The 20766-nt window shown below is 44.7% G+C and carries 22 protein-coding genes; 5 read left to right on the top strand and 17 right to left on the bottom strand.

Going from position 1 to position 20766, the window contains the following annotated elements; all coding sequences use genetic code 11:
• The first annotated feature begins 3 nt into the window (after positions 1-3).
• The gene (locus tag L4C32_RS03780) at positions 4-2337 is read left to right on the top strand and encodes a Tex family protein (protein ID WP_428195527.1); all 2334 of its coding nucleotides are present in this window, start codon (positions 4-6) and stop codon (positions 2335-2337) included.
• 78 nt (positions 2338-2415) lie between these two features.
• Here the strand turns inward: L4C32_RS03780 and L4C32_RS03775 are convergent, their stop codons facing one another.
• Together L4C32_RS03775 and bioH are read right to left on the bottom strand one after the other, a co-directional pair.
• On the bottom strand, positions 2416-2889 hold the full coding sequence (locus L4C32_RS03775) for an ATP-dependent Lon protease (protein WP_428195526.1): 474 nt from the start codon (positions 2887-2889) through the stop codon (positions 2416-2418).
• A gap of 100 nt (positions 2890-2989) precedes the next feature.
• Positions 2990-3757, bottom strand: coding sequence for a pimeloyl-ACP methyl ester esterase BioH (gene bioH, locus L4C32_RS03770; RefSeq protein WP_428195525.1), 768 nt, complete (start codon positions 3755-3757; stop codon positions 2990-2992).
• A gap of 39 nt (positions 3758-3796) precedes the next feature.
• Between bioH and L4C32_RS03765 the strand changes: the two genes are divergently transcribed.
• Entirely contained in the window at positions 3797-4522 is a 726-nt protein-coding gene (locus L4C32_RS03765) for a ComF family protein (protein WP_428195524.1), read from the top strand.
• Positions 4523-4546: 24 nt separating this feature from the next.
• On the opposite strand, the gene L4C32_RS03760 is transcribed toward L4C32_RS03765, so the two are convergent.
• Positions 4547-5512 carry a DUF2860 domain-containing protein gene (locus L4C32_RS03760; RefSeq protein ID WP_428195523.1) on the bottom strand — a complete coding sequence of 322 codons (966 nt, stop codon included), beginning with the start codon at positions 5510-5512 and terminating at the stop codon, positions 4547-4549.
• A gap of 201 nt (positions 5513-5713) precedes the next feature.
• Here L4C32_RS03760 and nfuA point away from each other — a divergent pair, with 201 nt between their 5' ends.
• Entirely contained in the window at positions 5714-6298 is a 585-nt protein-coding gene (gene nfuA, locus L4C32_RS03755; protein WP_428195522.1) for a Fe-S biogenesis protein NfuA, read from the top strand.
• 82 nt (positions 6299-6380) lie between these two features.
• On the opposite strand, the gene cysQ is transcribed toward nfuA, so the two are convergent.
• Genes cysQ through gspC form a run of 14 tightly spaced genes read right to left on the bottom strand, consistent with a single transcriptional unit; the run spans position 6381 to position 19039 of the window.
• Positions 6381-7187: a 3'(2'),5'-bisphosphate nucleotidase CysQ gene (gene cysQ / locus L4C32_RS03750; RefSeq protein ID WP_428195521.1), complete on the bottom strand. Its 807-nt coding sequence runs from the start codon at positions 7185-7187 to the stop codon at positions 6381-6383.
• A gap of 3 nt (positions 7188-7190) precedes the next feature.
• A complete protein-coding gene (gene nudE / locus L4C32_RS03745) occupies positions 7191-7742 on the bottom strand; it encodes an ADP compounds hydrolase NudE (protein WP_428195520.1) in 552 nt (183 codons plus the stop codon).
• 28 nt (positions 7743-7770) lie between these two features.
• Complete coding sequence (locus L4C32_RS03740) at positions 7771-8529, bottom strand: type II secretion system protein N (RefSeq protein WP_428195519.1); 759 nt, start codon at positions 8527-8529, stop codon at positions 7771-7773.
• A 3-nt stretch (positions 8530-8532) separates the two neighbouring features.
• Positions 8533-9009, bottom strand: coding sequence for a type II secretion system protein M (locus L4C32_RS03735; RefSeq protein WP_428195518.1), 477 nt, complete (start codon positions 9007-9009; stop codon positions 8533-8535).
• Positions 9006-10232, bottom strand: coding sequence for a type II secretion system protein GspL (gspL, locus tag L4C32_RS03730; RefSeq protein WP_428195517.1), 1227 nt, complete (start codon positions 10230-10232; stop codon positions 9006-9008). The genes L4C32_RS03735 and gspL overlap by 4 nt, the downstream gene beginning before the upstream one ends.
• Positions 10201-11217, bottom strand: coding sequence for a type II secretion system minor pseudopilin GspK (gene gspK / locus L4C32_RS03725; protein WP_428195580.1), 1017 nt, complete (start codon positions 11215-11217; stop codon positions 10201-10203). Before gspK ends, gspL begins: the two co-directional genes overlap by 32 nt.
• Positions 11217-11894 carry a type II secretion system minor pseudopilin GspJ gene (gene gspJ / locus L4C32_RS03720; RefSeq protein WP_428195516.1) on the bottom strand — a complete coding sequence of 226 codons (678 nt, stop codon included), beginning with the start codon at positions 11892-11894 and terminating at the stop codon, positions 11217-11219. The genes gspK and gspJ overlap by 1 nt, the downstream gene beginning before the upstream one ends.
• The gene (gene gspI, locus L4C32_RS03715; RefSeq protein WP_428195515.1) at positions 11881-12237 is read right to left on the bottom strand and encodes a type II secretion system minor pseudopilin GspI; all 357 of its coding nucleotides are present in this window, start codon (positions 12235-12237) and stop codon (positions 11881-11883) included. The genes gspJ and gspI overlap by 14 nt, the downstream gene beginning before the upstream one ends.
• Positions 12227-12814: a type II secretion system minor pseudopilin GspH gene (gspH, locus tag L4C32_RS03710; protein ID WP_428195514.1), complete on the bottom strand. Its 588-nt coding sequence runs from the start codon at positions 12812-12814 to the stop codon at positions 12227-12229. Before gspH ends, gspI begins: the two co-directional genes overlap by 11 nt.
• Before the next feature lie 16 nt (positions 12815-12830).
• Positions 12831-13289: a type II secretion system major pseudopilin GspG gene (gene gspG, locus L4C32_RS03705; protein WP_428195513.1), complete on the bottom strand. Its 459-nt coding sequence runs from the start codon at positions 13287-13289 to the stop codon at positions 12831-12833.
• Between the two features lie 30 nt (positions 13290-13319).
• Positions 13320-14537 carry a type II secretion system inner membrane protein GspF gene (gene gspF / locus L4C32_RS03700; protein ID WP_428195512.1) on the bottom strand — a complete coding sequence of 406 codons (1218 nt, stop codon included), beginning with the start codon at positions 14535-14537 and terminating at the stop codon, positions 13320-13322.
• Positions 14537-16063: a type II secretion system ATPase GspE gene (gene gspE, locus L4C32_RS03695; RefSeq protein ID WP_428195511.1), complete on the bottom strand. Its 1527-nt coding sequence runs from the start codon at positions 16061-16063 to the stop codon at positions 14537-14539. The genes gspF and gspE overlap by 1 nt, the downstream gene beginning before the upstream one ends.
• Entirely contained in the window at positions 16063-18090 is a 2028-nt protein-coding gene (gene gspD / locus L4C32_RS03690) for a type II secretion system secretin GspD (protein ID WP_428195510.1), read from the bottom strand. The genes gspE and gspD overlap by 1 nt, the downstream gene beginning before the upstream one ends.
• A 37-nt stretch (positions 18091-18127) precedes the next feature.
• Positions 18128-19039 (bottom strand): type II secretion system protein GspC, encoded by a 912-nt coding sequence (gspC, locus tag L4C32_RS03685; RefSeq protein ID WP_428195509.1) that lies wholly within the window; start codon positions 19037-19039, stop codon positions 18128-18130.
• Positions 19040-19270: 231 nt separating this feature from the next.
• Here gspC and hslR point away from each other — a divergent pair, with 231 nt between their 5' ends.
• Together hslR and hslO are read left to right on the top strand one after the other, a co-directional pair.
• A complete protein-coding gene (hslR, locus tag L4C32_RS03680; protein ID WP_428195508.1) occupies positions 19271-19690 on the top strand; it encodes a ribosome-associated heat shock protein Hsp15 in 420 nt (139 codons plus the stop codon).
• Between the two features lie 19 nt (positions 19691-19709).
• Entirely contained in the window at positions 19710-20585 is an 876-nt protein-coding gene (gene hslO / locus L4C32_RS03675; protein ID WP_428195507.1) for an Hsp33 family molecular chaperone HslO, read from the top strand.
• Positions 20586-20766: the final 181 nt, after the last annotated feature.

The following is a 20766-nucleotide window of genomic DNA, read 5'->3' as shown; positions in this document are numbered from 1 at the left end:
ATAATGACTACAGCCATCAATAACTTGATCGCACAAGAGCTTAATGTTCGCCCGCAGCAAGTCGCTGCCGCAGTACAACTTATCGATGACGGTAATACGGTGCCCTTTATTGCTCGCTACCGTAAAGAGGTGACGGAAGGATTGGATGATACCCAACTGCGTACTCTTGATAGCCGATTAAGCTACCTTCGTGAGATGGATGATCGCCGCAAAACTATTTTAAAATCGATTAAAGAGCAGGATAAACTCACTCCCGCTTTAGAAGCCGAGATTCATGCTGCAGACAATAAAACTCGTCTTGAAGATCTCTACCTTCCCTACAAACAGAAACGCCGCACTAAAGGTCAAATCGCCATTGAAGCAGGAATCGAACCTTTGGCCGATCTTCTGTGGTCACAGCCTAATCATAACCCTGATATTGAAGCAGCGAAATTCATCAACACAGAAGCAGGGTTTAGTGATAACAAAGCAGTACTCGATGCGGCTCGCGCTATTATTATTGAGCGTATGGCAGTAGATGCTGCGTTGATTGATAAAATTCGTCGTCATCTACTCAGTAGTTCAGAGTTAAGTTCTAGAGTAGTTACAGGCAAAGAGAGTGAAGGTGAGAAGTTTAAAGATTACTTTGAACACAATGAACGCTTGACCAAAGTGCCATCTCATCGTGCTCTTGCTATGTTTCGTGGTCGTAATGAAGGCTTTTTACAAGTCTCTCTTAATGCAGACCCCAATCAGGAAGAGGGAGTCCGAGGTTCATACTGTGAGGTGATCATCGCTGATCACTATGGGGTAAAATTGGCGACCCAACCTAGTGATGCATGGCGTAAGCAGGTCATTAGTTGGGGCTGGCGCGTTAAAATCTTAATGCATTTGGAAACCGAACTAATGGGCTCACTCAAAGAGAGCGCAGAGACTGGTGCCATTGATGTGTTTGCGACTAACCTAAAAGATCTATTAATGGCGGCCCCTGCAGGGCTAAAAACGACTCTGGGACTGGATCCTGGCCTTCGTACAGGTACTAAGGTTGCCGTGATAGACCCGACTGGAAAAGTAGTGGCAACTGATACTATCTACCCTAACCAACCGCACAATCAAATTGAAAAATCAGGGCGAACTATTGAAGCACTGATCCGAAAACATCAGGTGGATTTGATTGCCATCGGTAACGGCACCGCTTCTCGCGAAACCGACCGTTTTGTCGCAGAACTACTGAAAAGCAGTGGCCTCAAAGCACAATCAATTATTGTCAGTGAAGCTGGCGCTTCAGTCTATTCAGCCTCAGAGCTTGCGGCCAAAGAGTTCCCTGATTTAGATGTCTCTATTCGAGGTGCGGTTTCCATCGCTCGCCGTCTGCAAGACCCATTGGCAGAATTAGTTAAGATTGATCCAAAATCAATTGGTGTGGGTCAATATCAACACGATGTCAGCCAAAACCAGCTGGCGAAACGACTGGATGGCGTGGTAGAAGATTGTGTGAATGCGGTTGGTGTTGACGTGAATACGGCCTCAGCAGCGCTACTGACACGAGTCGCAGGCTTGAGTACCACGATTGCACAGAACATTGTAGATTATCGTGATGAAAATGGTCGCTTTGAAGCGCGTATCACTCTGAAAAAAGTGGCCCGTCTTGGGCCAAAAGCGTTTGAACAGTGCGCCGGGTTTTTGCGTATTATGGGAGGGAAGAACCCTCTTGATGGCTCTGCTGTTCACCCAGAAGCCTACCCTCTAGTAAAAGAGATCGCGGCCAAAAACAGCAAATCTATTGATGCCATTATTGGAAACCATGAATTTTTGCGTGGTATTAACGCTATGGATTACACTGATAATAATTTTGGTCTACCAACGGTCACAGATATCATTTCAGAGTTGGATAAGCCGGGGAGAGATCCAAGACCCGAGTTTAAAACCGCTACTTTTGCTGCTGGCATTAATAAAGTAACCGATCTTGAGGTGGGTATGATCTTAGAAGGCGTCGTGTCTAACGTGGCTAACTTTGGTGCGTTTGTTGATATCGGTGTCCATCAAGATGGTTTGGTGCATATCTCAGCACTGACCGATAAATTTGTGGCGGATCCTCGTGAAGTGGTGAAAGCGGGGGATATCGTGAAGGTCAAAGTCATGGAAGTCGATGTGCAAAGAAAGCGTATCGCTCTCTCTATGCGCCTTAACGATCAACCGGGACAAGAGAAACGTCCTCAGCGTCAAACCAGCTCAAACAAAGGGAGCTCAGCGGCAAGAAACTCGCGACCAACCTCACCGTCAAAACCGAGCAATCATTCAGGGAATGCAGCTATGGGTGGTGCATTTGCCGCCGCGTTTGCTAAAGCGAAGAAGTAAAAAATCAAGAGCTCGATTTTCATCAAGCTCTTGGTTTCCTATTTACCATCTAAGTGCAGTGAAATACTCTCGCTGCGCTTAAAGCACTGCCAATACTTCTGAGGGTAAATTAGGAACAACCGATTTGTCATAATGGTAACTGATCACCGTTCTTCGACGAACCATTGTTCCTAACTGTTCCAGGGCAACTAATAACTCTTTAGGTAGCCCAAAGCGAATCGTGTACCCCATCCCCTCACCAGCGGCGTATGTATCCAGTGATAATAACTTTGCTATTCTAGCTAACTCATTATCGACATAAAAAGAGGGGAGGTGCTCAACATCGCCATCCTCTTCTTCAAATACATAATCAGGGTGCTCAGAGGGATCCCAAGCTTCCCTGCGACGCTGCTTATCTTTTTCTGAAATTGGTTTTTCAGCTAAAGATTTTGTCAGTTGCTTTGCTGGAGTAACTGGCTGACGGACTCGGTTATCCCGTGCTACTTGTTCCGTCGGTAAGTTAACGGATGGTGCTATTAACGGCACATTAACGCTCGAGGGCGAAAACATCATGCTATTTACCTACCTATCCATTGCAAACCATCGACAAAGTAATGCGCTGCTATGACATCGCTTTTACTTCATTGCTGATGTTATATAGCTTCATTACCACCTAGTTATCAATAAAGCGTTTTAGTACAGTAATAAACTCATCACTGTGAGAGATAAAAGGTGCATGAGAAGCACTCTGAAAAACATAACACTCAGAGTGCGGTGACATCTCAGACACCTTCTCAGCAACGTTAACCGGTACCAATCCATCTAATCGACCATACAGTCGGAGAAAGGGGCGGTTGATTAAAGTTAATGAGCCTCGTAAATCAGTATCGGCGAGGATTCTCAAACCTTGAGTTAAAATTTTCGGTTGTGGAATCGGTCGACTAAAAACGGCTTTTTTTACTTGTTTCACATCTTGTCTGGCAGTGGGGCTGCCCATCGCTTGGAGCGCCATAAATCGCTCCACAGTTAAGGTGAAATTATCTGATAACTGTTCAATAAAGTTATCCAGCACTTCAGGTTTAATCCCTTTCCACTCCTTTGAAGTCGCAAAAGAGGGAGAACTCGCCACCGTAATCAATTTATCCACACGTTCTGGCGCAATATGAGTGATGTGAGTAGCAACCAGCCCACCTAAAGACCATCCTAGCCAAATCGCTTTCTCTGGCGCCTCTTCCAAAATCCACTCGCACATCTGTTCAAATGAGTCCGCTTGCGACTCTGCACTGTGGCCATAACCGGGAAGATCCACCGCGTGAACCCGATAATGCTGCGATAGCTGCATGACAATATTGTGCCAAACCGCACCATTCATGCCCCAACCGTGAATGAGAACTAGATCCAGACCTTCTCCTTCGGTTTGCCAAAATAGGGGTTTTCTCATTTACACTGCCTTAATTCATTAAGCGAGGAATATAGGTTGATGTTATCTGGATGGATTAGAAGATCAATCACTCGTTGTCATCAATCACACTGTTTATGGTGCAGATTGCCAATGACAACTAGTAATCTAGTCTGGTGTGATGATTGTTTACAATTTTTTTCACCCACTCCACGCTGCCAACAATGCGGAGTAGCCACAGTAACCCCGCTTGAACAGTGTGGTGCCTGCCTAAGTGCTCCCCCTTCTTGGGATCGTCTTATCTGTATTGGTGAGTATCAACGTCCATTAAAGCCTTTGGTTCATCAATTAAAATATCAACGCCAATTCTGGTTAGCGCAGGACCTTGCTTCACTGCTGGCAGAGCGGATCACCACACCGGCACCGTTAATCGTCCCTGTTCCTCTGCACTGGCGGCGTCAATTGTGGCGCAGCTTTAATCAGAGTGAACTGTTGGCGCGACACCTAACCACAGCTTTAAACGTGAACATGAATGCATCACTTTTTCGCCGTATTCGTGCTACCAGAAATCAACACGGCTTAGACAGAGCAGCTCGTAAACGGAATTTACGCAACGCCTTTAGCCTGACTCAAGCCCCACTGCCTCTGCATATTGCCATTGTTGATGATGTGGTGACTACGGGAAGTACCGTTGGATTGTTATCTAAACTACTCAAAAAGGCGGGGGTACAGCGTGTAGACGTCTACTGTATTTGTCGAACCGGTGGGAACAATGAAGTAAACGAGTCAGTGTCACCTTTCCAATAATACTGACTCACCTAGGCTTATTATTTAGAACTCGAAATTCATGCCGACAGACATCAAATATTCACTCTCCTTGTAAAATTCGATATTTGAAGAGCTGTTTCCATACCCTGCAAAACTCACAAGTGACCAGTCTTCTAGTCCAAATGCTTCTTGATACTCATAAGCGGCAAAGAGACTGTACTCATTATCTGAACGTGTTTTGTTAAAAATAGGGTTGTTTCCATTATATGAACGCTTACTGTAGTCCGCTGTAATGGCAAATTGGTGGCGATCTAGCTTTCTGAAGTAGGTTAATTCAGTGCCCATTTCATCATAAGCCATGGCACTGCCATCGGCGGAATGCTTCTTATAGATAAGCGATGGAACCAATGCTGACTGTTTATCTAAACCATATTGGTAACTGGCTTTTAGGTAGATCGTATTGCCATTTCTATCAAGGTCTTTGTGGCCTGATTTTTCATCATCAACCGTTAACGTTGCATAAGCCATATCAAGTGAGAAATCACTGCCATAAATATTTTCTACTTGTAGACGATAAGCATTTCCTGACTCATCGGTTGTCTCTCTTTTTTGGTCAACTAGGTAGGGGTTAGCCCACGTTTCGCCAGACATCATCGTTGGTAAGAAAGAGACATCAACGGTCATTCCGTCTGCAAATTCTTGCGTATAACCTAGCTCTAAAGCGATATTACCTACCGCGATATCTTCACGAGACGTACCAAGATATACCTGCTTATCCAGTGCTGAGCCAAAGGTATAGTTCACCTTCCCAAGCGGCATAATTAACATCTCACCTTCTGATGAGCCTTCACTATTCACAGGACCTTTTTTGATTTCGTCGCCGTCAGTATTAAAATTGCTCGTTTGTGCCATATAACCCGTATTTATTGAGATTTCACCACCAAAGCCAGCATCATCGCTTAATGCTGCCGAAGCGCTTAATGGAAGTATGGCCGCCGATATTAAAGTAACCAGAGCTCGTTTATGCATATTTTTTCACCTTCATTTTGAGTCATTTCCCTCCAAGGTAACCTTCGCTATGTCAATAAAAAGTCAAACGTTATTTTGACTTCCTTCTAAATCCGCTGACTTTCTACTCATTAGGTTCATAAAACCATCGCAAAAAAGATGATCGATTTTCTGAACAATAGTAGAATAGGGAAAACTTACTAAATTAGTCAGGTATTAAGCGTGTCGACAATTACTATTACTGAAAATGCACAAAGTCATTTTTCAAAATTACTAGAACAGCAGCCTGAAGGTACAAGCATCCGTGTATTCGTTGTGAATCCTGGAACTCAAAATGCGGAATGTGGCGTCTCTTACTGCCCACCTGAAGCGGTTGAAGCAAGCGATACAGAGATAAAATATGAGCTTTTTTCTGCTTATATCGATGAGCTAAGCCTTCCTTTCCTAGATGAAGCGGACATTGATTATGTCACTGACAAGATGGGCTCGCAGCTAACGCTGAAAGCGCCTAACGCCAAAATGCGTAAAGTCTCTGACGATGCCTCTCTTATGGAACGTGTTGAGTATGCTATTCAGACGCAAGTTAACCCTCAACTAGCTAGCCATGGCGGTCACGTTAGTCTACTAGAGATCACTGAAGACGGTGCGGCTATTGTTCAATTTGGTGGCGGTTGTAACGGTTGTTCAATGGTAGATGTGACTCTAAAAGAGGGCATCGAGAAAGAGCTATTAGCTCAATTTGAAGGCGAGCTGACAGCGGTAAGAGATCAGACTGAACATGATCGTGGTGAGCACTCTTACTACTAATCTCAAACTGTTCAAAAAAGGGCCAAGACTCAATCAAGTCTTGGCCCTTTTTTATTGGCAGGCATTATTTTATCGTAAGGCGCTACTTTAAAATTTTGCTCCATGGCAAATCTTGATCCCCTAACACGATGAAGTTCGGGTTCTCTAATGACTCCTCTTCGTTGTAAGTCAGCGGCTGAAGCTGCGTATTGAGAATTTTCCCTCCCGCCTCTTCAACAATGCACTGAGTCGCAGCCGTATCCCACTCACCGGTTGGTCCAATGCGTAGATAGCAGTCTACTGCACCTTCAGCAACTAAACAGGCTTTCAAGGCGGCGGATCCTAAAGGTGTAAAGTCGTAATGCCAAGATGAGTCCATACGTTCAGTAATGGTAGAGAGTTTTTGGCGTCGACTTACCGCAATAGAGATGTTCTCATCACTCTCTTGGTGTTTGTGAATACCAATGGGGAAACGCTCGTTATTCTCAACTTTCCAAGCACCCTCGCCTTGATACGCAAAGTAGGTCAAGTTAGCAATCGGGGCATACACAACGCCCATCACTGGCTGATTATTCTCAACCAACGCAATGATGGTGGCAAAGTCGCCACTGCGAGCAATAAACTCCTGCGTCCCATCGAGTGGGTCCACCAACCAATAACGATCCCACTGGCTGCGCTCTGCCAAACTAACCTTAGCATCCTCTTCTGATAACACGGGTATATCAGGCGTTAGCTTGGCAAGTTGTTCTGTAACGTATTTATGAGCGGCCAAATCAGCACTAGTCACTGGTGTGCTGTCCGATTTAGTAAACTCTTCAAATATCCCTTTTTCATAAATATCCAAGATCAAGCGACCTGACGATCGTGCGATCTCAATCACCTCTGGTATTAAATGAGAAAGTGTTGCCATCTTTTACTCCTTAGATAGCCTTTGTATTGTTAACATCAATGCTGCGATACTTCTTGCTTCAGCAAAATCAAGGTGACTTAATAACGTTTCTGCTTGAGACAGTGGCCACTTAATCACCTCTAACGGTTCAGGTTCATCCCCTTCGAGCTGTTCAGGAAAGAGATCTTGAGCAATATAGAGTGTCATCTTGCTCGAGAAATAGGAGGGTGCCAACACGACCTCTTTTAATAGAGTGAGTCGTTTGGAACCAAAACCTATCTCCTCTTTGAGTTCGCGATTTGCCGCTTGCTCTGGCGACTCCCCTTTATCGATTAACCCTTTAGGAAAGCCTAGCTCATATCTATCCGTTCCGGCTGAATATTCGCGAATTAATAACAGATCACCTTGCTCGGTAATTGGAACCATCATCACGGCATGTCGTTCAGTCGGTTTCATCCGTTCATAGGTTCGCTCTTCACCATTTGAAAAACGAAGATCCAGTGACTCGATTTTAAACAGCCTTGATTGAGCAACCACTTGTGACGCTACTATTTCAGGTTTTTTCGGCTGACTCATAATAAACCTCTAATAACTCATGAAACCGTTACAGTTGACCAGTGTAGTTAAGCTTATACTGCCCTTGTGTATTTGAACTGCCCAGCCATTTAAGCTGTGCTCGCACTTTGCTTGGTAACTCATCACCTGGTTTTATCCATCCTGATATTTTATACGTTGCATCTGGATGCAGTTCAACAGAAAATTCACTGCTCAGTGCACTTGAATCCTGTACGGATTGCAGCGTAAGAGTATTCTGATGACATTCAAGTGCTGCGATCGCTTGATCAAGGTTAACTGCACCTAAAGCTGTATTCAGTTGTGCATCAAACCAAACTAACTCCCCCTGTGCGATCTCGCACCATGGGGCAGAAAATTGGTACTCATTCAAAGTCAGTTCTAATACCCCCTCAACGTGCACAGGGAGTGGCAGTTTGAGATGTTTCATCAAACGGTCTGCCTTTATTGAAGCGAGAAGATCTTTGGCATACAGGCCATCCAGGTTGTAGCCTACTAGCCCTTTCCCATCCCACTCAACGGAAGAACCACGACCAAAACGTGTAGAAAAAGCAGCCCCGCCAGAGAGAAGTTCTACAGGTTCAAACTTCCACTGCAACTCCCCTAAGTCATACTGTTGTAATAAAACATGTTCAGCCTTGCCATGCCATACGGTTCCAGATGATCCTTGAATGGCTAGATGACTGTTTTGAGGCAGATACTGAATTAACCAAGCGATTGGCATGTGGAACACTACGCTGATCAAAAAGACCGATAGAAAAAGTAGGCTCAGTAACCATTTTGTTCTCATAACCTACCCTCGACCTAGCTGCAATCGACTCAACTCAACCACACCTTTAATGTCGGTGCGTTTTATATCAAGAAACTCGACCTCAACCCCTTCCGTCTCTTTGATATAAGCGAGCCACTGGATCAGTGATGAGAATGGGACTGGTTTGATCCACACTTGTACTTTGTTGTCTCTAGGCTGCATTCTTATTAATTCAATATTAAACTGCTTGCTACTGGCTGGAATCACCTGATTTAAGGGTTTAAAACGATCTAAGGTAGTCGATTGATTACTGCCTCTTAATGCAACAATGGCGTCTGCTCTTTTTTCCACCCACGTCAACAGTTTCTGCTCACTGTTCAAGCGGCTTTCGACCATAACTGATTTGTTACTTAGCGGTTTTAATAGCCCCCAGTAGAGCGTAGCGAATAGCAAAAAAAAGACCGCAACCAAGAGTAAATTTCGCTCTCGATTGGATAAGTTACTCCACCACGTTCTCATCCCTGCCTCCGGATAATAAATGAGCCACTGACTAAGCTATCACTCTTATTGAGTTGCCCTTGTTCCACCTCAAACGCTGCTTTTAAACTCACACCCATTTTTTCAAATGATTGAAAGTCAGGACTTTGAGCCAGGATACGCACCTCTTCTCGCTTGCCATCATATTTAATACTGACAATAGACATGGTGGGCACTTTAACAAAATAGGGGTGTAACTCATTCAACCAACTCAGCGCATCAAATCCCCCTTCCCCTTTTAATCGAGACTCTTCGGCTCTCATTTGAGATTTTAGATAATTGATGGTCGGGATTTTTCGTTTATTTGGAAAGATCTCCCTAAAGATGCGTTCACTTTCCGCCCGCAACGCCAAACCTTGTGCTTCCATCTTCTCTATCGTAATAACATGTTGAGCAAAGAGCATTACAACTAACAGGCTGGCTGCGATGGCCGCGGGTTTCCACAACGTCCAGTGAGCAAGCCACGACGAACGACTTTTATACTGGCCGCTTAACAGGTTGGCGGAACAGCTCATCGCTCCTTTTGATAACAGCTCCATGATCAACTCGGGCTTCTCGGCTTGCCACTGTGCAGAAATAGTATTTACGGTCAGTTCGGAGGGAGTATCGCTAAGGGTATGAATCACCCACTCTTCTTCACTCTCCGCTTTCTGATGCTCAAAGGCGCGTAGAAGGGGCTCAAACAGCTCCGTTTCCACACATGTCCCTTGATAAGCGCCACTTCTTACTATCCACTGCTGGTTCATAGCGGCAACCGTTAATCCATCACGATAATATGGCAGAGCCAAACAGTCTGGGATGATCTTTTTCACACTCAACCCTGCCTGTTCAAACTGGGTTAACCAACTCTCTAGCTTATTACGATTAATCACTGCAACATGGGCAACATTCGCCTCTTTACTCACTAACGAGAAATGCAAATCGGTAATGTCTTGCACTAACTCATCTTCCAATAAGTAGGGCAGTATGGTGCTTATATTTCTTGGTGCTCCGGCGGGTATTGCGACTTCCGTTAGCAATACATCACAAGATGGCATTAACGCAATAATCTGTCGTTGCGTTGCGTAACGACTAAGCTGTGAAAGCTCACTGGCCGAATGTAACTCTCCAGAGGCAATCACTTCATTCTGAGTTTGAGACCACACCAACCATTGAACTGGTTCAGTCTCTACACTATTGAGTCTTATTGTCAGAACTTCGCTCACTGAACCCTCCATAACGGCGACGTATTACGTTCACCGTATTCTCATCTTCGCTGTGTAACAGCGAGCGTACACGTACTCGAGACTGCTCGACCATTACCTCACTGTCTAATTCGAAATAGTCGCTAACTACCGTTAAATATGGCTTAGCACTGTTTTTTACTTTATCGTCAATCACACTGATTGCTGTTGTCGCTAAAAAGTCATCAACGCTTTTCCACCCCTCATAGGGCCGATCACTAATTACGCTCTGTGCATCTTCAAGGCTCAACATTGGTGAAAACAGTGCGCTTATAATTTCAGCCTGTTTCTCTTTGATGGTATTGATATTGAGCTGCCACGTAGAGGTTGGCAGAGCACATATCAGCGCTTGTACTTCAGTAAAGAGCGTGGCGGATACACCATTAACGGCTCTCAACTCACTGATGTCTGCAATCAAACCATTGGGAGTCACATAGGGCGGAGAAAATGCTTCGTAGCTGCTGTCTTCCACACCTGAAAGCGACTGCACTGCTTGGTTACTATCAATAAATTCCCAGCTTGAGTCCGCTACTGTCTCTGCTATGTAGTTGTCAGCCCCAGCATTTTCTAATATGTTCATCCATACGCGAACTAAATAGGGCCGTTGGTCAATGCTGTTCCCTTGCCCAGCGGCTGCCAGTGCATTCAAGTTAAAGCAGGCTTGCTTATCCACAATGTAACCTACTGCCGTACCATAATCTAATGGGTAGCTCTGCTTATCACGCGCCCACACTTGACTCAAGTTAACGCTATCTGGATTATCTTTCACGCTCTGTTTAATAGCGACTATAGCCAGTGCTTCAACCCCAACAGAGTACCAATAGGCCTGTTGATGATTACTTTGATTCTCTGAACGATGAAACTGCACCACCATTCGGTCACTCATCTGCGCTGCTATCGTGGTCATTATGGCTAATAGAAGTAACACTACTATCAGCGCAACGCCTCTCTGTTTTTGTCGCAACATCACGAGTCACCTCCCTCTGCTGCATCCCCTTTATCATTACTACTGCTGTTTGAGTCTAGTTGCTGCAAATCCACTTTCGGGGTTAAAAAAATACGCTCAATAACCCCTCTATCTTCTATGGTCAGGCTCATTTTTATCGCGGCTGGCAGGCTCAAAGTTTTCTCCCAGCTCTCTAACCATGACTTTCCATCATAGAAAGTGAAACTCAACGCTTCGACCTTATCGAGCAGTGTCACTTTATTCGGTTTGTCCCCGGAGATCGTATCGGGATAGCGCCACCATACTCTTTCCAACACACCATCTACCAAGCGATAACCAACCTTAGTGATCTCGCCTCGCGGAAACGTCTGTTGCGGATTCTGCCAACCAAGACGTACAAATAGGATCCCCTGTGCTTGTGAGTCAGCAACATAATCCCCTGCAATGATCAGGCTTTTGGACGCCTCTTCTCCACTGTTTCTGAATGGTCTTGCCGCCATCTGTCTAAAATCGTTATCAACATAAATAAGCGTGCGTTGTATCTGCTTAATACGCTCGATATTGACTTTGGCGATCTGATTGCTTCGCTGTGCCTGATTCACCACTTGATAAGCGCCAATGCTTAAACTGGCAAATACCGCAATGGCCACCAGCACCTCTATCAAGGTAAATCCGACATGGCGGTTAAGGCTGCGCATAACTTCTTACCGTTACAATAGAGTGTAACTGTGCTTCCTCTTTTGCCACGCTAATATCAAACGCTTTTAATAGGTTATCACTGGTTTTTATCGGTTGAATGGTCCAATACCACTGCTGATCAGCCAGTTCACTTTTGCCTTTAACGGTAGAGGTTGGCACCGTCGATAACATGACCATTGCCATTTGATTATCCGCAACCATGGAGGCAAAGGCTCGCTCCTCAAACCGAGAGATGGTATTGACACTCTGAGAGATAGTCTGCATCACGCTTAAGCTCGCCACCGCAAACACCGCTAATGCGACCAATACCTCTATCAGGGTCATACCTCTATTATCTCTCATCGTCATCCTCTCCAGGCCGAAGCAGGGTAACCAAACCAGCTTGGTCTGTATTCACTTGCCACTCCCGAGCAGACGAAGTCCCTTCCGTTTTAGTAGAGAATGTCACGGTAAATGGCGTTATTTCCCCGCTGGATAACACCACTATTTGCGGTGGTTTCACTCTGTTCTCTTCATTGAGGTCGTCAAACATCTCATCGTTAAATAGACTTCCCGTATCAAAAAGTCGATCTTTATCTAACCAAGCACTGCCACCCAACTCGACTGCTATTTGCAGATCATCCTCCAATTTGACATGGGTAAAGTAGCGACTCTCCTCAATCTCTTTCCAACCTTGCTCGCCTAAGGTTAAAAACCGGTACTCCGCTTGGCTCTCATTCACTCGGACACCGAAGTCAGTCCCATTCAGTAGCGCATCTTCACTGAGCAGTTGCACTAGCTGATAGAAACGAGACGCTTGTTGCTCTAACTGTTTATTGCTGTTTTCAGGTAGACTCATCACCACCACCAGCGAGCTGACAGAGAGCAGCACCAATACCAGCATGATTTCAATCAGAGTAAAGCCTCTACTCGCGGTCATGATCGCTCAATCCTACTTACTGAAAATCTTGCATATTCCAGTTTCCAATATCGGCATCAATACCTTCACCGCCCTCTTGACCATCAGCACCAAAGGTAAAGATATCAATTCGACCATTCTCACCAGGGCTTAAATATTGGTACTCATTACCCCAAGAGTCTTTTGGCATACGTTTGATATAACCGCCCTCAGGGTAGTTACGAGGTTCAGGAGCAATTGATGGCTTAGAAACCAGTGCTTCTAACCCTTGATCAGTACTAGGATAGCGGCTGTTTTCCAACTTATAGTTATCCAGCGCAGACTCTAAGGCCACAATATCCGTCACTGCTTTTTGTTGATCGGCTTTCTCTTTATTACCAAGCAGATTAGGAACAACCAAGGTGGCTAAAATACCTAAAATTACGATAACAACCATCACCTCTAATAGAGTAAAACCGCTCTGCTTTGATGATCGTACTAAACTGTGTGACTGCATAAAAACCTCTACCATTTCCAATAAAAACCGTTAACCAACCATATTATTCAGTTCGATAATCGGCATAAGTGTTGCGACGACAATAAAGAGAACCACGCCAGCCATCGCAACGATCAACAGGGGTTCGAAGATACCTAGAGCCATGGCGACCAGTGATTCAAAATCTCGATCTTGGTTATCCGCTGCTCGTGTTAACATGGGTTCGAGCTCACCACTGCGCTCACCACTGGCGATCATATGCAGCATCATAGGTGGGAAGAGTCGTGTTTGCTCTAGGGATAACTTTAAGCTTTCCCCCTCTCTCACCCTCAGCGACGCTTCAATCACCTGATCTTTAAACCACTGATTGCCCATCACGTCAGCAGCGACTTTCATTCCCTCAAGCAGCGGAATCGCACTCGAGGTACAGATCGCTAATGTACGGGCAAAGCGTGAGGTATTTAGCCCTTTAGCGACTTTACCAATCACTGGCACTGATAACAGGCTTCTGTCCCAATGCAAACGAAATGAAGGCCTCTTTAAGGCCCATTTCAGTATCGATATAAATAGAAAAAGCACGATTAAGACGGTGATGCCCCAGTGCTGGACAAAGTTACTCATTGCCAATAACACTTCAGTGACTGCTGGTAACCCTTGTCCCATATGTACAAACTGGTCAATGATATCAGGAACCACAGTCGCTAATAGGAATGCCACCACACAGATGGCAATTAGGGTCAGCATAGTTGGGTAGATCATCGCTTGTTGAAGCTTGCTTCGCATGCGCTGTCTGTTTTCAGCGTAATCCGCTAACCGGTCTAACACCGTATCCAAATGGCCCGACTTTTCACCCGCAGCCACCATAGAGCAGAACATCTCATCAAAAACATGAGGATATTCTGAGAAGCTTTCCGATAGGGTATAGCCCTCCACAACACGAGATCGAACACTCATCAACATATTTCGAATACGTACTGATTCAGTCTGCTCTGAAACGGCTTTTAAACACTCCTCTAAAGGCATTCCCGCTTCCACCAACGTAGAGAGTTGACGGGTTAACAGCGCTAGCGCATTGGTAGTGATCCCTTTTTTGAAGCTTAGGGATTGGGTCGATTTTTTTTGCTCTTTAAGCTTGGTCTCTACCACATGAGTAGGGATAAGTGATTTCTCTTTCAAGCGCTGACGAACTTGGCGAGCGTTGTCTCCCTCCATCACTCCTTTTTGCTGCTTTCCTTTACTGTTCAGCGCAATGTATTCAAATGCTGGCATTAACTGTCCTTAGTAACACGCATTACCTCTTCAAGAGTCGTGATACCTTGTCTGACTTTCAGCAGACCGTCGATACGGATACTTGGCGTTGCTTGACGTACCCACTTTTCAATCGCCTGTTCCCCCGCTTCACTGTGGATGAGCTCTTGAATATGCTCATCAACCAACAGCAACTCATGAATACCGGTTCGGCCTCGATACCCTTTATGATTACAGTGCTCGCACCCTTTCGGATGGTAGAGGGTTAATGATTGCTCTTCACCCATCGCAAACAGTTTTTTCTGCTCCCGATCCGCTTCATAAGGTTGTCGACAGTCTGGACAAATTTTACGAATCAATCGCTGGGCCAGCACTCCGAGTAGAGATGATGAGATTAAAAAGGGTTCAACCCCCATATCTCGAAGGCGAGTCACCGCCCCCACCGCGGTATTAGTGTGTAGAGTCGACATGACTAAATGGCCAGTTAATGATGCTTGCACCGCAATGTCAGCGGTTTCAATATCTCGGATTTCACCGATCATCACCACATCTGGATCTTGTCGTAGAATCGCTCTTAATCCTCGGGCAAAGGTCATGTCTACCTTAGGGTTAACTTGGGTCTGTCCAATGCCATCAATATCAAATTCAATGGGGTCTTCTACTGTTAAGATATTACTCTCGGCACTGTTAAGCTCTTGCAGACCGGCATACAGCGTGGTGGATTTACCAGAACCAGTAGGACCGGTAACCAAAATAATACCGTGGGGGCGTTTTAGCATCTTCTGGAAGCTAGTGTGGTTCTCATGGGTCATGCCTAAACTGTGCAGATCAAGCTGAGTGGCATTTTTATCTAGTAGTCGCATGACCACACGTTCACCATGGGAAGAGGGCATGGTAGAAACCCGCACATCCACCGCTCGTCCGCCAATTCTTAATGAAATCCGCCCATCTTGAGGAATACGTTTCTCGGCAATATCCAATTTAGACATCACCTTAACGCGAGAGACTAACCGCGGGGCTAATTTGCGACTCGGTCGTAATACATCAATCAGCACACCATCAACACGAAAACGAATCGAAAGCTCTTTTTCGAATGTCTCAATATGAATGTCTGATGCCCCCTCTTTGATCGCTTCACCTAACATCGCGTTAATCAACTTAATGATGGGTGCATCATCGTCTGACTCAAGCAGGTCTTCGTTTTCAGGTAGCTCTTCAGCCAATGAGAAGAAGTCATCATTATCTGAGCCAAGATCTTCCATTAACTGACGCGCTTCCGATGAGTCCCTTTGATAGGCTAAAGTCAACTTTGCATCAAACTCCTCATCCGTCAGTTGATGCAGTGAGAAAGGCGCTGCTACCACTCGGCGAATTTCGAGCAAAACGATAGAAGGCAATGGGTTTATATGGAATAGCACCCAGTTTGACAACATCTCGCCCTCTACGGTTCGACTCTCTACGAGCTCGATCACTACCTGATTTCGTTTTGCATAAGCAAAAGGGAGTCGATAGTGCATTGGCACCTGCATCGAGGAAAAGTCCACCATTACCCTTTATCTCCTAACTGATCAATAAAGGCTTGAATTTCAGCGGGGTGTCTTCTATCAGCCCCATACTCAGGCAGTACTGGAATGTCACTGTCTGGTAATAGTTGTAAGCCCTGCTCTGCTTTATAAAGCTGCTCCGCACGAATATAGTTGTATTTGCGTTGAGTAATACCATCGGCGGTAATGCCATCGCGGATAATGGTCGGTTTGATAAAGACCATCAGGTTCTTCTTCTCAACTTGGGTACTGGTGGATCGAAATAGGTAACCTAAGACTGGAATGTCCCCTAAAAAAGGGACTTTCGATTCACTTTCAAGCGCCCTCTCATCGATTAACCCACCAAGCACCAACATCTGTCCATCTTGCACAATCACGGAAGTATTGAGTTGGCGTTTTGCAAACCGAACATCTACGGCGCCATTGGCCCCTAAGACATTAGACACCTCTTGCTCGATGTCTAACTGCACCGAGTTACCTTCATTGATCTGCGGCACCACTTTGAGCTTAATGCCCACCTCTTTACGTTCCACCGTTTGGAATGGGTTGTCATTATTTGAACCCGCGGCAGAACCAGTAATCACCGGTACCTCTTCGCCGACAACAAATGAGGCTTCCCCATTATCCATCACAGTAATACTCGGTGAAGAGAGAATGTTCGAATTAGAGTCGGTGGCAACAGCACTAATTAACGCTGTCCAATCTCCCATAATAACGCTCATAGCAGCGCCGTTAACCCCTCCTAAAGCCGATGCTAACGCAGAGTAATCCCCCTCTTCTGTGGTCTCTCGAGATTCCCATTTATTGTTAGTAGAGTCCCAATAACTTTCCGTTTTGGTTACATCTTTAGCCTCTTCCAAACCGACCATGACATTACCAATAGGAACGCCCGTATTGCCATACTGGATCACCGCCCCTGTCTCTAGAGAGCCCCACTGCACACCAAGCTGAACCCCGTCACCTTCTGCCATTTCAACAATCAGTGCCTCAATCAACACTTGCGCACGACGAATATCCAGCTGAGCAATAATATCTTCAACCGACTTCATCATATCGGGCGGGGCTGAAATCACTAATGAATTGGTATCGGTATGCGCGGCAATAAAAATCTCTCCGCGGGTACTGCTATTAGTGGTTGCCTGTTTCGCACCTTTACTTGCACTTAAATTATCAGTGACACCCTTAATCACATCCACCAGCTCTTCAGCATTGGCGTACTTTAAATAGAAAACTCGATTGTTTCCTTTGGTTGCCATCTCCACATCCAACTGATCAATCAATTTTTTCAGGCGCTTACGGACTTTAGGATCCCCTGAGATCAATATGGCATTGGTGCGCTCATCAGCTACAATTTTAGGTTGAAGGAATGCAGGCGTGTTTTTATCTGTGGTGGTTTTATTCAACGCGGTGACAATGCGAACCATTTCAGCAGCTGACGCGTTTTTCAGCTCAACCACTTCAATCTCTTTATCGCCCGCTTGGTCGACGCGTTTTATGATCTCAGCCAAGCGATTAACCACAGCGGCACGGCCCGTTAACATAATGATATTGGCTGGATCGTAGTGCACCACATTACCGGCACCCGCATTATCGTTTAGCTGCCTTAATAGCGGCGAGAGCTCTCTAACAGAGACATTGAGTACAGGAACTACACGCGTGATCACAACATCACCTGAAACCGAATCACTGCTGCCCAACACCGGAATTGCGGAGGTTTTGGCGTCTTTGTCTTTAATGACCTTCAGTACACCAGACTCCATCTCAACCACCGCGAATCCATACACTTCGAGCACATTTAAAAAGAACTGATAGTACTGCTCTTCATTAAGAACATCGTAACTGCGCACATTCACTTGGCCACGAACTGCGGGATCAACAATGATGGTTTTCTCTAAGTTTCGACCAACAATATTGATAAATTCCGTTATGTTGGTCCCTTTAAAGCTGGCACTGAAATCATTGGCCGAGGCACCAAAGCATAACCATCCACTGAGTAGAAAAACGGCTAATCTGTACGTCCATTTGTTCACAAGAAACTCCTAAAACCGCTTTTAATTGTAGTTTTCGTTAATTTAAAGGTAGATACACGTTATGGGTTTGACCGTTGCGTTCTACGGTTAAGCTTAATTCAGTTAATGAAGAGAAAGATTGCCATATTGATGACAGCGCATTTGGATCCGTCAAATCGGTTCCATTTAAGCTCATCGCCACATCTCCTGGCTTCAATCCTATCAAATCAAATATTTGTCTATTTTTTCCAGGGCTAACTCGATAACCAACAATTTCACCGTTGCGGTTAACTTGAGACAACCGAATATACTGCATAATCGCTTGAGGGTTCTTAACAATATCCTGTCGTAACTTAGCAATCATCGCTTCACTGCTGCCACTGTTATTCCCTTGGCTAGCAATCATCCCGCTCGGTATTTTTTTAGGTTCGGTGATAGGTTGCTGACTATAATCGATCCCTTCCAACATTAAGGTCTCATCTCGACCTCGGTTATCAATGATCACTCGATCTGGATAAACGGCTTTTAGACTTGCTCTAGTCCCATCAATCAGTTCGCCTAAGCCATAGGTGTTCTGTTTTCCTTGATTGGTGATAACCGCTAAACTTTTCTCTTTATCTGAGGTGGCAACTACCCCTGCCAATTCTAAATTGAGTTCCGTTTCAGGTACTTCGCTGATGATTTCTGTCACAACTGCCACCGCACTGTTTTCCGCACGATATTGACCAAATAGATCACTTTGAATAAGGGGAGTTAACGTCCCTGTTTGAATGGGTTGATTCAAGGTTACATTAGCACCGCTTGGCTGCCACTTACTGATAGGCTGTTCTAAAGTAGAAAGTGTCCAGATCAATGAACCCAATACCCACGCTAGTAACATGATCACAACGATCATGACTATCTGGCTTGCTGGCTTTTCAGCTGCAAGCAATTTATTGGCGGTCATGGTTGATCGAAGGCTTCGGGTCATTAGGTTAACGTCTCTTTTTATCTATCTGGTAATCTTAACCAATAAACATCACTAAGTCCGTAATAATGCGGCTAAAATGAAGTATGAATAACCGTACTTGGTCTACTTATCACAAAAAAAGGTCTATTAATTCTATCAATACTAATTAACAGCACGCCAGTTATCTATGCTTGAAATTGTTATCAGCCATCTCCATATAAGGAGAGTCGTTCTTTGATTCGGAAAGTAGCCATGAGTTCAAATAAAAGCAGCACAAATAACCAAGTTCGTCTCGATAAATGGCTATGGGCTGCTCGTTTCTATAAAACACGTTCAATCGCAAGAAACATGGTTGATGGTGGAAAAGTTCATTATAATGGTCAGCGCTCTAAACCAAGTAAAATGGTTGAGCTCAATGCGGTGATCAAACTTCGTCAAGGTAATGATGAGAAAACCATCACCATTTTGAAAATTTCCGATCAGCGACGTGGAGCTCCAGAAGCGGAACTGCTCTACTCTGAAACAGAACAGAGCATCGAACTTCGTCAAGAGAATCATTTGAAACGAAAACTACACGCAGTCAGTCCTAGTCCAGAGAGACGCCCAGATAAAAAACAGCGACGTGACATCATTAAATTTAAAAATATTAACAATTTAGTCGACAACGATTAAATCAAAGCTGGAGCAGCTAATGGCCAACAATACTTTGCATCGATATCTATTTGAAGATCTCTCCGTTCGTGGGGAGCTTGTTCAACTAGACGACGCCTATCAGCAGATAATCTCTAGCAAAGAGTACCCGACTGCCGTTCAAAACTTACTGGGAGAGCTGTTAGTTGCAACAACTCTTCTCACGGCCACCTTAAAATTTGAAGGGTCAATTACGCTTCAACTGCAAGGGGATGGCCCAGTATCTTTAGTGGTTATCAATGGCGATAACAATCAAAAAGTGCGAGGGGTTGCCCGTTATGATGGTGAGGTTGCCGATGATGCAGGTTTACACGAAGCACTAGGTAAGGGTCACTTAGTGATCACTATTACTCCGAATAAAGGCGAGCGCTATCAAGGTGTAGTCGCTTTAGAAGGTGACAACTTATCTCAGTGTCTGGAAGCCTACTTTGAACGTTCGGAACAACTAAAAACACGGTTATGGATCCGTCTTGGTGACGTAAATGGAAAAGCACACGCTGCTGGTATGTTGTTACAAGTGATGCCAGATGGCACAGGTTCCGAAGATGATTTTGAACACTTAGAACAATTAACAGATACGGTGAAAAATGAAGAGCTATTTACCTTAGTAGCAGAAGACCTTCTTTACCGTCTTTACAACCAAGAATCAGTAAAATTATTCGATCCTCAAAGTGTTGAATTTTTCTGTGGATGTTCAAGAGATCGGAGCGGAGCCGCAATTATCACAATTAATCGTGAAGAAATTAATGACATCATTTCGCAAGAAGGAAAAGTTTCTCTTCATTGCGATTATTGCGGCACCACTTACAACTTTGATAGTGTTGATGTTGCCAACTTATTCGAAAATGCAGTAAAAGGTAATGAAAAGCTACATTAATTCGCTTAACTGGTTTATTTCTCAGTAACAATAAGTCAAGTAAAAGCCAGCCGTCGTGCTGGCTTTTTTGTGTTCTACGTTTCTAAATAAACGCTTTTTACTCTTATAAATACTCACTTAATTTTGTACAAGTAATAATCATCTACATCTAGCGCAAACGATAAACTTAAGGATAGAATAT

Origin of the sequence: Aliivibrio kagoshimensis, from assembly GCF_050337105.1 — a bacterium.
GTDB classification, from domain to species: Bacteria; Pseudomonadota; Gammaproteobacteria; order Enterobacterales; family Vibrionaceae; genus Aliivibrio_A; species Aliivibrio_A kagoshimensis.
This window is presented reverse-complemented; position numbering and strand designations above follow the sequence as displayed.